Source organism: Paenibacillus segetis, assembly GCF_014639155.1.
GTDB classification, from domain to species: domain Bacteria; phylum Bacillota; class Bacilli; order Paenibacillales; family Paenibacillaceae; genus Fontibacillus; species Fontibacillus segetis.
In genome coordinates, this window is sequence record NZ_BMFT01000002.1 from 118,077 (window position 1) to 131,719 (window position 13,643).

10 protein-coding genes are annotated in these 13,643 nt (G+C 43.3%); 8 read left to right on the forward strand and 2 right to left on the reverse strand.

Annotated features, from left to right (window positions below):
- The first annotated feature begins 196 nt into the window (after window positions 1–196).
- The 4 genes from helD to IEW05_RS16815 all read left to right on the forward strand — a co-directional run bounded on the left by helD (window position 197) and on the right by IEW05_RS16815 (window position 4,198).
- Window positions 197–2,620 (forward strand): RNA polymerase recycling motor HelD, encoded by a 2,424-nt coding sequence (helD, locus tag IEW05_RS16800; protein ID WP_188541014.1) that lies wholly within the window; start codon window positions 197–199, stop codon window positions 2,618–2,620.
- A gap of 191 nt (window positions 2,621–2,811) precedes the next feature.
- Window positions 2,812–3,318 (forward strand): MerR family transcriptional regulator, encoded by a 507-nt coding sequence (locus tag IEW05_RS16805; RefSeq protein ID WP_188541015.1) that lies wholly within the window; start codon window positions 2,812–2,814, stop codon window positions 3,316–3,318.
- A complete protein-coding gene (locus tag IEW05_RS16810) occupies window positions 3,315–3,758 on the forward strand; it encodes an SRPBCC family protein (RefSeq protein WP_188541016.1) in 444 nt (147 codons plus the stop codon). The genes IEW05_RS16805 and IEW05_RS16810 overlap by 4 nt, the downstream gene beginning before the upstream one ends.
- A gap of 2 nt (window positions 3,759–3,760) precedes the next feature.
- A complete protein-coding gene (locus IEW05_RS16815; RefSeq protein WP_188541017.1) occupies window positions 3,761–4,198 on the forward strand; it encodes an SRPBCC family protein in 438 nt (145 codons plus the stop codon).
- Window positions 4,199–4,280: 82 nt separating this feature from the next.
- On the opposite strand, the gene IEW05_RS16820 is transcribed toward IEW05_RS16815, so the two are convergent.
- Together IEW05_RS16820 and IEW05_RS16825 are read right to left on the reverse strand one after the other, a co-directional pair.
- Window positions 4,281–5,402 (reverse strand): glycoside hydrolase family 88 protein, encoded by a 1,122-nt coding sequence (locus tag IEW05_RS16820; protein WP_188541018.1) that lies wholly within the window; start codon window positions 5,400–5,402, stop codon window positions 4,281–4,283.
- 150 nt (window positions 5,403–5,552) lie between these two features.
- Window positions 5,553–7,799 carry a helix-turn-helix transcriptional regulator gene (locus IEW05_RS16825; RefSeq protein WP_188541019.1) on the reverse strand — a complete coding sequence of 749 codons (2,247 nt, stop codon included), beginning with the start codon at window positions 7,797–7,799 and terminating at the stop codon, window positions 5,553–5,555.
- 339 nt (window positions 7,800–8,138) lie between these two features.
- On the opposite strand from IEW05_RS16825, the gene IEW05_RS16830 reads away from it, so the two are divergent.
- The 4 genes from IEW05_RS16830 to IEW05_RS16845 are packed head-to-tail and all read left to right on the forward strand — an operon-like array spanning window position 8,139 to window position 13,633.
- Entirely contained in the window at window positions 8,139–9,125 is a 987-nt protein-coding gene (locus tag IEW05_RS16830) for an ABC transporter permease (protein ID WP_229753456.1), read from the forward strand.
- 9 nt (window positions 9,126–9,134) lie between these two features.
- Window positions 9,135–10,007, forward strand: a complete 873-nt coding sequence (locus tag IEW05_RS16835; protein WP_229753457.1) for a carbohydrate ABC transporter permease — start codon at window positions 9,135–9,137, stop codon at window positions 10,005–10,007.
- A gap of 30 nt (window positions 10,008–10,037) precedes the next feature.
- The gene (locus IEW05_RS16840) at window positions 10,038–11,618 is read left to right on the forward strand and encodes an extracellular solute-binding protein (RefSeq protein ID WP_188541020.1); all 1,581 of its coding nucleotides are present in this window, start codon (window positions 10,038–10,040) and stop codon (window positions 11,616–11,618) included.
- A gap of 59 nt (window positions 11,619–11,677) precedes the next feature.
- Window positions 11,678–13,633: a heparinase II/III family protein gene (locus IEW05_RS16845; protein WP_188541021.1), complete on the forward strand. Its 1,956-nt coding sequence runs from the start codon at window positions 11,678–11,680 to the stop codon at window positions 13,631–13,633.
- The last annotated feature ends 10 nt before the right edge of the window (window positions 13,634–13,643 follow it).

Consider the following 13,643-nt stretch of genomic DNA (forward strand, 5'->3'; position numbering starts at 1 on the left):
TGCCGGTTCTTTTACATGTAAATGATTTGCATTCAAAGAAACATCGTGATAAGATTAGAAGATCACTGACAAATTGTAAATGAACATAGATATATCATGTTACCTTACAATAATATAATATCATATGGATTTACCGTTTGTCAAATATTAATTTTGCTTCTTTATAACAAGATTGAAAAGGAGCGTGTTGAGCAAGATGATAAGCGCAAAGGATTGGCAGCAAGAGCAGGAGCGGCTTGATCTGGTAACAGAAGGACTGCGGTCACAAATCGCTGAACTGGAACCAGAAGTATCCGGATTACGTGAACAGGTGACCGATATTCGCAAGCAGTTCTGGGAGGAAGTTACGGTCAATACGAGCACGGAAGAAGATTTCGAAGAGACCTTCTACAGTATAAAGCAGCAAGAAGCGCTGTTGTCCGAGCGGGAACGCAGTCATCGGCAACGGATGCAACGTTTGAAAAGTATGAAACGGCTGTTGCCGTCCCCCTACTTTGGACGAATTGATTTTCAAGAGGACGGCACGGGGTTCAGTGAGCAAATATATATCGGTGCATCATCCTTCGCTGATGAGGATGCCATGAATTTTCTAGTCTACGACTGGCGAACACCCATTGCAAGCATGTATTATGACTATTCCCCAGGGCCATCAGATTATGATACGCCGGGTGGAGAAATAACGGGTGAGATGACGCTGAAGCGTCAATACCAGATCACTGACGGTCAGCTCCAGAATGTGTTCGATACGAGCTTAACTATCGGCGATGAGTTGCTCCAGCAAGTCCTGGGTAAGGGCGCGAATGCGCAAATGAAGAGTATCGTGGCGACGATTCAAAAAGAGCAAAACACCATCATCCGTAACGATAAGAGTCGTATGCTCATTGTGCAGGGGGCAGCTGGTAGCGGAAAGACATCCGCAGCTCTGCAACGGGTAGCGTATTTGTTGTATAAACACCGTGATCGGCTCAAGGCGGACCAGATCGTTCTTTTCTCGCCTAATCCGATGTTTAACAGTTATGTATCCACGGTACTTCCCGAACTCGGCGAGGAGAACATGCAGCAGACGACCTTTCAGGAATATCTTGAATATTGGCTTGGATCGACGATGCGTATAGAGGACCCGTTTGAGCAAATCGAATACGCCTTAACAGCAAATCTATCTGAGGAGTATGAAGCGCGGTTAAGTGGGATGCACTATAAGGCGTCTGAGAATTTCCTACATGCTATCCAAAGCTATGCGTTGTGGCTAGGGGAGGAGGGCATGCGCTTCCGTAGTATCCAATTCCGGGGCCGCGAGCTAATTACCGCGGAACAAATGAAGTCGCAATTTTATAGCTATGACCGTTCCATTCGTCTGGCTAATCGCATGGGTCTGCTACGTGAATGGTTACTGCGAGAGCTGACTACGCTGGAGCGTCAAGAACGGGATGAGCTCTGGGTTCAAGATGAACTCAATTATCTCGACAATGAGCAATATGCCGAAGCCTACAGCGCGTTGCTTAAGAAGTACCAGCGAGAAGAGGCGGTCTTCGACTTTACGAAGCAGTATGAAGAGGTCTATGGTGATTTTCGCGGGCAGGAGTTGGGGGAAGAGAACGTCTTCGATTTTTCCGTACAGGAAGAATCACTGCTGCGTCGGATGGTTGTAAAAGAACATTTCAAGCCGCTGAGGAGAGACGTGAAGCGGTTCATGTTCATAGATGTGGTAGGGCTGTACGATCAGTTGTTTAGCGAGGATGCCACTTTTCGGAGAATGACGAACGAGACGGAAGTGCCAAAAGAGTGGCCCGCAATCTGTAAACAAACGAAGGAAAAGCTGAGTCGGCTCGAACTGTTTTATGAGGATGCAACGCCATATTTATATTTAAAGGAACTCGTCGAGGGGGCTCGGACCAATACGATGGTACGGCATGTATTTGTTGACGAAGGCCAGGATTATTCACCGTTCCAATACGTGTTCCTCAAACGGTTGTTTCCGCGTGCTCGTATGACGGTGCTCGGGGATTTTGGTCAAGCGATCTTCCCACAAGCGACGAATCTACAGGAGGTCGACTCACCGTTGATCCGACTCTACGATGAAAGCGAAACGAGCCTGATTCGCCTTGTCCAAAGTTATCGTTCAACACGTGAGATTGTCGAATTTACGAGGGCGCTGCTACCAAACGAAGAGATTGTTCCCTTTCAGAGGGCTGGTAGGAAGCCTTGTCTCTTGAAGGCTGGCAGTAGTGAAAAGCGGGCAGCACGAATTATCGCAGACCTCGCCGATCTTAAGGCTGAAGGATTCGACTCCTTCGCCATTATTACGAAAAATGCAGCTGAAAGCCTCGAATCTTACGAGACATTGACAGCACAGGGTTGTGAGACCCTACGGCTCATCACGAAGGAGACGATCACTTTTGAGAAAGGGATAGCGGTTATGCCTGCCTATCTCGCCAAGGGTGTCGAATTCGATGCTGTATTGATCTATGATGCTTCTTCGCAGACATATCACCGGGAAAGCGAGCGTAAGCTCTTTTATACAGCATGTACGCGTGCGATGCATCGGCTTCTGCTCTATACGACAGGGGAATGGACACCATATATCCAGGCAGTGGATACGTCTTTGTATGAGGAAGAGTAGAGGTAAGACAAAAACTTCAAAATGACTTCAATATACGCTCGGGGATTCCGAGCGTTTTTTTTCTTTAAAATGGTCGCATAAAAAAAATCCAGCCCAGCATCACAATTTCACTTGCACCTTACGTAACGTAATGTTTTAAAATAGGGTTACCAGTATTTTACTATTACCAAAGAGTGGAGAGGAGATGGTAAATGAAGAGTCATTGGAAGGTCGGGGACCTCGCCAAGCTGACGGGGCTTACCGTACGAACCCTACGCTTTTATGATCAAATCGGTTTGTTATCTCCATCCGGTCAGACGGAATCGGGCCACAGGCTATATAGTGAAGCAAACTTGTCACGTTTGCACCAGATTTTATCGCTTAAGGAATTGGGCTTATCTCTCGAAGAGGTTAAGTCGGCTTTAAGTGGCGGGCAGATCAGCCCGCTTGAAATTGTAAACCTACAAATAGACCAGATCAAAGAACAGATGAAATTGCAGCAGAAACTACTAGAGCAACTCAGGCACGTATCCAAGCATATGCAGGGCAAGGCGGAATTAACGGTTGAAGATTTAACGAGCCTTCTGCAAGCGATGAAGGTGGGGTTTGAGAAACCAGTCATTGATCGACAAACGGGCTGGGAGCGACATTTGGATCTATTGGGAGCTTTTCTTGCCGAGGAAAGCGGAATTCCGGAAAATAAGGAGGAAAATCAATGAACGAACGATTTGTTAAACATGGAACCTTCGTCGTCGAGCGAACTTATGCCGCTTCGCCAGAGCGGGTTTATCACGCATGGGCCGACCCGATTGCCAAAGCCAAGTGGTTTTCGAAGCCAGATATCTTCGATTTCAAGGTTGGTGGGCGCGAGTATAGCAGAGGTGGGCCACCGGGTGGACCGATCTTTACCTTCGACGCCAATTATCAGGAGCTTGTTCCGGAGCAGCGTATTGTCTACACTTACACCCTGGACTCGGGCGACACACGCATCTCCGTCTCCATTACAACAATCGAGCTTATCAAGGTTGAAGGCGGTACGAAACTGATTTTCACGGAGCAAGGTGCGTTCTTTGACGGGCACGATACACTGGAAGAACGGGAACACGGTACAAACGCCATGTTGGACACACTGGGCAAGGTAGTAGTAGGGGAGGTATGAATATGACAATAGGTGAAAATGAACTTATTGCTACGCGCGAGTACGATGTGCCGCGGGAGCTTGTGTTTCGAGCGTGGACAACCCCCGATTTGCTAGCAAAGTGGTGGGGACCTCGAGGATTCACATGTACGTTTCATGAGTGCGATATGAGACCGGGCGGCACGTGGAAGTTCACCATGCATGGACCGGATGGCGTGGATTATCCTAACCATTGCGCCTTTGTTGAGTTCGTACCGCTGGAGCGGGTTGTAATTGATCATTTGAACATTCATGAATTTCGGGTAACGGGTATCTTCGAGGACATAGAAGGGGGGACCAGAGTTACCTTCCGTCAACAATTCAAGTTAAAAGAGGACTTTGAACATGCTAGGCCGATCTGCATAGAAGCTAATGAACAGCTGCTTGACCGGCTAGGCCAGGTGCTAGCGGAATTGACCTAATCGCTTTGCGTAATGCTACTAGATTAACCCCCTGACCACAAACGGTGAGGGGGCTGATTTCTGCTTAATATAAATGCAACGGCTAGAACAATCCGGGCTGACCATGCACCTTAGCTAGTGCCTCTATGAAATAATAATCCCCGTAGATAATCGGCACATTCACATGCTTGTTCACGGGATAGGATACAGTTCCTTTGGTAAGAATAGCGTCCTGCTGATCGCTGAAATCGGCATAGTTCTCATACAGACCTTGGAGTATGCCGAGAGCACTATCGTAGTAGAAGGATTTCTCCGTTGGATCCTCAAGCAACATACTTAACTCCAGCAGACCGCTTGCCGTACAAGCGGCGGCTGAGGAGTCGCGAACATGCTTATCCTTATCGGCTGTTCTGAAGTCCCAATAAGGAACTTGATCTTCAGGAAGATGAGATAAGAAGTAATTCGCGATATTTTTAGAAGCTGTCAGGTATTCGGCTTTTCCTGTCTCACGTGCTGCAATCGCAAAGCCATAAATAGCCCAAGCCTGTCCTCTTGACCATACTGAATCCGGTCCAAGGCCTTGCCCGCCCAAGTTCTCAATCTTTTCCCCAGTCTCTGGATCGAAGCTTACAATATGAGGAACCGTCCAGTCATCTCGTACAAAATGTTTAAGTACGGTATCTGCATGTGCAATCGCGATATGCTTGAAGCGTGGATCATGTTCTTCCTTCGAAGCCCAGAATAGCAATGGCAGGTTCATGAGGCAATCGATAATGGCCCAGCCTGTACTATTTGGATCGACGCGATCCGTCCACGCTCTGATAAATTGCCCCTTTAGATTGAATCTGCCTGCCAGATGGCTGGCCGCAATCAGACCGGATCTCCGTGCTTCTTCATTCCCTGTCCATTGATAGTTAACGACGGCAGTTGGCAAGTACATAAATCCAACATCATGATGAATATCATAAAAATCGCATAAAGGAACATTTAGTTCTTGTTCAATGTTAATTGCAAGCTTTTTCAAGGACTCCTCTTTCGTCTCGCGATAGGCTAGCCATAGCAAGCCTCCCCAGAATCCCGAGGTCCAGAAGGAGGCGTCTTCACAATTGTATCCGTCACTTAGACATACATGTGGGAAGCTTACCCCAATTTTTTTACTTAGTGTACTGATTTTTTTCAATGATTCCTTATAAGCATGATTCAGCCAGTCCGGATGTTGATTCATTTGGTATATCTCCTCTCATTCTAAGGTCGCATGATGTCACGATACCTGTATTCTAAAGGCAGCAGTATGAGAGGGATATCCTTACTATTTGTTGTTGTCGTGAATTTCAATATAACAGCAAGAAATCGTGATTCCAATAAAGATTAGAAGTTAATGCAGGTTCTTGACATATTCCCCCGGAGATACACCAATATATTGTTTGAAAATTCGAATGAATGAGTTGGTATTATTGCATCCGACAATAGCAGCCACCTCATGAACCTTATAATCCTTCTGATTTAGAAGTTCCTTGGCTCTTTTCACCTTTAATGTATTGACATATTGTTTGAAATTAATGTCCAATGAATTCTTTAATAGCTTGCTAACATAGCTCTCAGACAGGTTAAATTCATCCGCAATATCTGTTAACGATATATCTTTATCAAAGTTCTTATGGATATAAATAAAGATTTGGGAAGCGGTAGAGCTCTCTAAACTGAATTTCTCCTTGTTGCAATAATTAAAGACTAATTCGAACATCGTGAAGGTTTTTTCTGTGAACTTCGAGACAGGAACCTCCATGAACTCGTTTAAGATATCAGGATATTCTTTTACAAATTGATTCAAGGTTGTTCCATTCGTATTTAAGCATCGCTTGAAGGTAGTTAAGATCGAATGTTTCAAATTGGACAGATCCACAGGGCCAAGCGTCGTATGTTTGATATTCTGATCCAGAAGATTTCGGAGCAGGTCGTAAGCTTTGCCCAATTCATTCGAATTGACATAGTTAATAAGACAGGCTTCCGTCTCAATCGGATAATAACAAACCGCTTCTTCGAGATCTTGAATACACGAAGAGGTTAACACCTTGTTTGCCGTCGCATATTTATATTTGCCTATCCGGAGCAGCTCCTGCAGCGCGGAAGTCAGCTCATGGAGTTGATACGTACTGGATATACATGCTGTAATATCGAGTGCTAGATCTTGTTCGATGGTATGAACAACGGTCATCGCAATTTGCTTCAAAGACTCAGATGATATGCGATTAAAAATAATACAGTATTTACTCTTATCTAATGGCAATGTAAAGAAATCTCCGTATTCACACGGAATCTCTCTGATTAACGAATTGAAAACAAAGGATAGATTCGGAGCGGGTACCGTCTTATCTAAGGCTTCAATTCCTTCGCATTCCAATAGGATGATATTCAAGTCTTCCTGAAACTTCTCTAAATGAAGTTGAGACAGATTGTCTTGGATAAACTCCTCGCTTGCAATTCCATAAATGACCTTTCGGAAGAAATCCTCCCGTAGATGAACAGCAGAATGATCCAGCTTATCCTGCAGAGCATGATTAATGGAATAGATCTGTTCAATGCTAGATTGAATGTAAGCGAGTTCATGAATTTGGTTGACCTGTTCTTGAGAAGAGGCCGTAGAATGACCCTTTTGCTCATCTAGAAATTGCAGCAGCTGGCGAATTGGTTTGTAACTTGACCGTGTAGCTACATAAGCAAGTATGATACCAAGCAGTAGCAGAAGCACACTAGGGAATAACGCCGTCTTCCAAATTTCAACGAAAATAGCTCCAAAAGAAGTTACTTTACTGGAGTAAACATAGTTCAGATTCGGAATCACCTTGGAAGGATGAATATAATTAATGGTTGATCCCATTTTCAATCCATTAATTTCTTGGTCATCTATTGTATTAATATGAGCTAAGATCTCTGTATCTAGCTCCTTATGATGAATATAGGAACTGATGGTTTCATCGGTATGTAGATAAAAGTTACCTTTGGGGTTATCGGCAACACCCGGTAACAAAGAGACTCTATCCATAACAACAAAGAAATAAAGCGGTTCCATACTTGAATTTACAATTTGATGAATCATCACGATATTATCCGGTTTCTTGGACAACGATTGCGGGACGACATAGGTATTCGACGTAAGAAAAGGTTTCTCCATTTGTTGGAGCTGATCCAATGCTCCTGAATCAATGCCGAGCTCCTTCAAATAATTATTAATATTATAGGTTCCTCCAGCCGTGATCACCAGATCATCTGTCAGCTTGGTAATCCCAAAGGTGAAGCCTAGCTGACCAAAGCCTTGCAGTTGATCTATTAGAGCATTGTATAAATTAGCAATGTTGAGATAATTCGTACCGGTACTATAGCGATAATCGGTTAAGCTTTGCAGCGTAGATATCTTATATACAAAATCCATTGCAGTGCGGAGTTTGAAGTCTGCATAATTGCTGTTTTGATCGATATATAGTTGGTTACTATGATTGGTTTGGGTATCCACCATTTGGTAACCTTTATAAAATATGATGGATGAGGTAATCGCCGAATATAGCAGGACAATAACGATAAATAAGGTTAGCATTTTATACAAAAATTTCTTCTTCACCATCATGTAATACTCCCCCAGTATCCTCCTTATGATTGAATCGTCTCAAGTCTACATCAAGTTGAAGTGGAGTTCTAAGCAAAATTTTACAAATCGTAAGGATACTCATTTCTTGACCCAATGTAAACCCTTACATAAAGGCGCTTTATTCATGGATTATATCGAAGAATATTGATTTTTTGTTCTCCTTCGATTTCATAGGTTTTCATCCATTTTTGTCCTAAAACAATAAAACAAACACAACAACAAATATTCAAGATATCTCTTTTCGGGAGTCTCCTATAGGATGCAGTTATGGCAGCGCGCTGAAAGATCTGAGCCAATAACAGGAGGTGATACTTGAATATGAGTAATTCTGCAGCACCTATGAATTCACCTACCAAAATCAAAAAAAGGGTGAAGCCTAAAGGGGATTTGAAAGCTTACTTTAGGGAGTTAAGGAAAGATGTGTTTAGAGATCGGATGCTATACTATTTGCTTATTCCATTTCTGCTATGGTTTCTAGTCTTTAAGTATCTTCCCATGTGGGGGATTCAAATTGCGTTTAAAGATTTCAGCTTATTTAAAGGAATAAGCGGAAGCGAATGGATTGGATTTGAGTATTTTAAAGAATTTATGGCAAGCGAATACTTCTTAAGGGTATTCAAAAACACGGTTATTATTAGCTTGTATGGACTTCTGATTTGCTTCCCGGCACAAATTATATTAGCCATTATGATCAGTGAAGTGACTCGGACTGGATTCAAAAAGGTGGTGCAAACACTTACGTATTTGCCTCACTTTGTATCGGTAGTCGTCATAGCAGGGATTGTAACAACTCTCCTGGCTCCCAGCAGCGGATTGTTTAATCTCATATTAGAAAAGCTCGGGATGGAGAAGATTTATTTCTTGACCGATCCTAATTATTTCAGAGGGATCTATACAGTTATGAATCTATGGAAGGAAACAGGATTTGCTTCCATCGTCTTTATCGCAGCAATTGCCGGTATAGACACGCAGCTGTATGAAGCAGCAAAAATGGATGGGGCTAATAAGTTTAAGCAGATTATGAATGTAACACTACCTGGCATTCTACCCACTATAGTTGTCATGTTTATTCTAAAGATCGGGAGCTTACTGACTGTCGGATACGAGACGATCATTCTGCTCTATCAGCCGGCAACTTATGAGACAGCCGATGTTATCAGTACCTATGTCTATCGTTCAGGGCTTATTGATGGTAGATATGACTTTGCGACAGCTGTAGGATTGTTCAATTCCATTGTAGCCTTAGTCTTAGTCGTTACGGCGAATAAGATCAGTGAAAAAGTAACTAATGCAAGTTTATGGTAGGTGAGCAGAGTGATTGAGTCACGAGGAGAAAAAATATTTAAGATTATCAACAATATCCTGCTAGCTCTTATGGCGACAGCGGCGCTATATCCTTTTATATTCGTATTATCCGCTTCTATAAGTAAGCCCTATAACGTAGTTACAGGTAAAGTGCTTCTGTTCCCTAAAGGGTTCACATTCGATGCCTATAAGGCGGTGTTGGGCAATTCGGACATATGGATAGCTTATGGAAATACCATATTCTACACCGTTGCAGGAACCGCTGTGTCCTTATTCTTTACGATCTGTGGTTCATACGCTTTATCGAAGAAGCGCCTGAGAGGGAAAAAATTATTTACGATAATAGTTACGTTGACGCTCTGGTTTGATGCCGGCATGATCCCTTTTTATCTAACATTAAGAGATTTGGGACTTTTGAATACACGCTCAGGTATCATTATTGCATTTGCATGTAATGCCTTTAAGGTGATCTTGCTTCGTACCAACTTTGAAGGAGTGCCAGACGAGTTAGAAGAATCGGTGAAAGTAGACGGTGGCAATGATCTACATGTATTAATTAAAGTGTACTTGCCATTAGTGAAGGCCGGATTAGCGGCAGTTGGATTATTCTATGCCATTGAGAAATGGAATGGATATTTCTGGTCAATGATCATGCTGACGGATATGGACAAGATTCCGCTTCAAGTCTTACTGAAAAAAATGATAATACAGCATGACATGCAATCGGAGTTTGGGGCTGCATTGGACTTTACTTCCACTGTATCCGTAGAAACGGTAACCTACGCTACCATTGTCGTCTCTATTATACCTATCGTACTTGTGTATCCTTATATTCAAAAATATTTTATAAAAGGTATGTTAGTAGGCGCAGTAAAAGGATAAAACATACATTCTAAATCGAGGTGAAAGATTATGAAATTTAAAAAAAGCGTTTGCCTTCTAGCGGCAACAACATTATTGGCAGGGGGATTAGTGGGGTGCTCATCATCGCCTAAAGAAACTGCTGCTCCGGCAGTAGCGTCAACAGGAGATACTCAAAATCCGTATTTAGCTTCCGACAAATCGCTTAAGTTAACGGTTCATATGGGAACGAAGGATTCGGGCGTATTTAAAAATGATTGGCCGATCTTCAAGAAAGCGGCAGAAATGACCAATGTTACGCTCGAAGGAACCTTGCCAAATACAGTATCTGATTTCAGTGAAACATTCAGCATCGTCATGGCATCGGGCACGCTACCAGATATTATGCAAGCGCTGTCTAAGGACTTCTTGCAGTATGGTCCGGAAGGAGCTTTTCTGGAACTCAATGATTTGATTGACGAACATGCTCCAAATTTGAGGAAATTCCTTGAAGATAATCCGGATGTAAAAAGCGCATCCTCTGATAACGACGGGAAAATATGGTTCATTCCATTTATCCAAGATGGAGAAGCTGAAAAAGGTTGGTTTATTCGTAAAGACTGGTTGGACAAATTAGGACTAGAAGAGCCGAAAACCGTTGACGATCTGCATGATGTATTAACAGCCTTTGTGACGCAAGATCCGAATGGCAACAACAAAAAAGATGAAATCGGGTTTTTCCACAGAAATACAACCCTCGGGATTGAAGGACTTATGGCGCTTTGGAATGCCTATCCAAGCTATCGGGCATTTGATAACAAAGTCGTATTTGGACCTTTAGAGCAGGAGTACGGCGTTGCTATGGAAAATATGGCGAAGTGGTATAAGGAAGGACTCATTGATAAAGAGATCTTTACACGTGGAGGCAAGGCCAGAGATATTCTGCTTGCAGATAACGTGGGTGGTTTGACTCATGATTTCTTCGCTTCAACAGGTAATTACAATGATCAATTGGCAAGCAAGATTACGGGATTTCAATTTGACCCTATGCTTCCGCCGGCAGACGTTAATGGTACAGTGAAGGAGCCTTCCAAGCGGGATCGTGCTAGAAACTATGGCTGGGGAATCTCCCACAGTAATCCGGACCCGGTGGCAACGATTAAATATTTTGATTTCTGGTTTTCAGAAGAAGGCAGAAGAATGGCCAATTTTGGTATCGAAGGCGATACGTATACAATGGTCGACGGCAAGCCGATTTTTACAGATAAAGTCTTGAAGTCCGATAAAGCACCTGTAGATGTGATTCGTGAGACAGGAGCCCAATCCAACTTTGGATTCCAACAAGATTACTTCTATGAAGAGCAATGGACACTCCCATTGGCAAAAGAAGGAATTGACCTGTATAAAGAAAAGCAAGTATTTATGGACAAATATCCTGTTCTGAAGTTTACGAATGAAGAGCAAAAGGAACTTGAGAAGATTAACCCTAAAGTTGAAACGTATATTGAGGAAACGAGACAACAGTGGGTACTGGGAGCGAAGCCAGTAGATCATGCTGCATTCGTTAAAGAGCTGGAAAAGTTGGGTGCGGGACGTCTGGTAGAAATTAATCAAGCTGCTTATGACCGATATGTTGCCGAATTGAAACAATAGAAAACTGCGATAGGCTGTAGATGGGATAAGATCTACAGCCTATTTAAGGAGAAACAAAGATGAATATACAAACTTTGTTGAAAGAGCCGATATCTACTGGACAATTGTTAACTAACTTGCGATCTAGATTAGAGCCTATGGCCATCAAAAGCGCGTACATCTCTAACCATATGCCTGAGCTTGTTGCAGAGACAATTGCAAATGCAGAGCAAGCATATAAGGGTATGATGGAGCTTCCAGGTACAGGCGGTAAATGTGAATTTGTAGGGAATCCACCCTGCTGGTTGGAGCGCAGACATGATGATAATGAATTTCTCTGGCAACTCAATCGAATGACGCACTGGCAGGATTTACTGGAAGCCTACTCTTTAACACAGGATGATAAATATGGGCGCAAAGTGATTGATGAGATGCTGAATTGGGTCGAAACAGTAGAGATTCATGATGACATGATCGATTATCCGATCAGCTATTTCGAGGAATGCCATCCCTTGCGTGCCTTAGAGCTTGGCATCCGAACCTACAAGACTTGGCCGCTGGTATTGGAGCATCTGGGACATACAGAGCTGTTTACCGAGGCCGTATTAGAACAATATTTAGGGGCTGTATACAAGCAAGTTAAGATTCTACGGAAGGTATCGCCAATATTATGGCCTAAGGCCGACCATAACCATTTTCTCATGGAATGTCTGGGTGTTCTAACAACTGCGCTGTACTTTCCAGAGCTGCAAGAAGCTGAAGAATGGAAAACCTACGCGATGGATGGCATCGAAAGATGTTGCCGTGCGCAATTGACCGAAGACGGCGGCCAGATCGAGGGCTGTCCTTCTTACCATAATGGTTGTATGTTCTGGTTTGGTCTTGCTGTAATACTGGCCAAGCGTTTCCACTTCCAGTTCTCAGACAAGTATATGGAGATGTTTCGTAAGAACCTCGACTATTCTATTTACTCTCTGAGACCAACAGGGAAGTGTGTACCAGTGGGAGATTCACATGCGAATCATTTGGCTATTATGGGCGGAGTCTATGGATATCTGGCATTAGATGATTTGACTTGGCTCGGCCTCACTACCAATCTGATCGGCATTCAGGAGACCATGCATGAGGCAAGCAAGCATGTGTGGCGTGCTCTGGATGTACAGCGGTTCTATGAGGATTTGAATGCTCTTCATAGCAAGCATTATGAATGCGATAAATTGACAACGTTCTGGAATCGAGAGCTTCATCAAGCGATTATTCGTAGTGGATGGGACGCAGAAGCACTGAGTTTTCTGTTCACATGCAGAAGTCCGATACAAAACTTTCATGCGCATATCGATCTCATGAGCTTCGATTTTACAGCACTAGGGAAAAATATGATTTGTGATCCGGGTATTTTCTGCTATCGAGAGGATGAAGACCGCAAGCAATTTAAAGGCGCTAACTATCATTCAACTCTTCTGATTGATGAGAGAGATCATTTTGAATATATAAGTTCATTTCAATATGGTCCTCAGAAGATCGGGGCCATATACAACGTGGAAGACCGGGGCTTCTACCAAATGGCAAGCGCTTACCATATGAATTATGAGCCGATGGTTCATCATCGTCATATTGCATTGGTTGATAAAGAACTTGTTGTTATTGCAGATCGGGTGGAAGGGCTAGAACGTAACGGAATTCAGCGCTATTTTCATTTAGATTATACCGAGGTAGAGGTAGCGTCACAGGCTGTTATTGCTACGAACGACACTGCGAATCTTGCCATATTTACGTATCCACAGGAAGAAGTAGATCTTCTACCGGGAAGGCTGTCCGATGAGAATGATATTGCGAGAGCCGCTACAAGGATCCGATTCCAAGGAACTTACAGCGGTACGGCTACCTTGTTGACTGTACTCGTTCCTTACAAAGGGGGCCAAGCACCAGCTGTAAACATTCAAGACGTGGGTGATTGCTGCTATGAATTTAACTATGGCGGATGCTATCGCATTGTAGTCAAAGATAACGATATGGAAATCTATAAACCTGTATAAGAGGAGTGAC

Coding starts and splice junctions, on each gene's coding strand:
- helD (WP_188541014.1), top strand. CDS start 197: ATGATAAGCGCAAAGGATTGGCAGCAAGAGCAGGAGCGGCTTGATCTG.
- IEW05_RS16805 (WP_188541015.1), top strand. CDS start 2,812: ATGAAGAGTCATTGGAAGGTCGGGGACCTCGCCAAGCTGACGGGGCTT.
- IEW05_RS16810 (WP_188541016.1), top strand. CDS start 3,315: ATGAACGAACGATTTGTTAAACATGGAACCTTCGTCGTCGAGCGAACT.
- IEW05_RS16815 (WP_188541017.1), top strand. CDS start 3,761: ATGACAATAGGTGAAAATGAACTTATTGCTACGCGCGAGTACGATGTG.
- IEW05_RS16820 (WP_188541018.1), bottom strand. CDS start 5,402: ATGAATCAACATCCGGACTGGCTGAATCATGCTTATAAGGAATCATTG.
- IEW05_RS16825 (WP_188541019.1), bottom strand. CDS start 7,799: ATGATGGTGAAGAAGAAATTTTTGTATAAAATGCTAACCTTATTTATC.
- IEW05_RS16830 (WP_229753456.1), top strand. CDS start 8,139: ATGAGTAATTCTGCAGCACCTATGAATTCACCTACCAAAATCAAAAAA.
- IEW05_RS16840 (WP_188541020.1), top strand. CDS start 10,038: ATGAAATTTAAAAAAAGCGTTTGCCTTCTAGCGGCAACAACATTATTG.
- IEW05_RS16845 (WP_188541021.1), top strand. CDS start 11,678: ATGAATATACAAACTTTGTTGAAAGAGCCGATATCTACTGGACAATTG.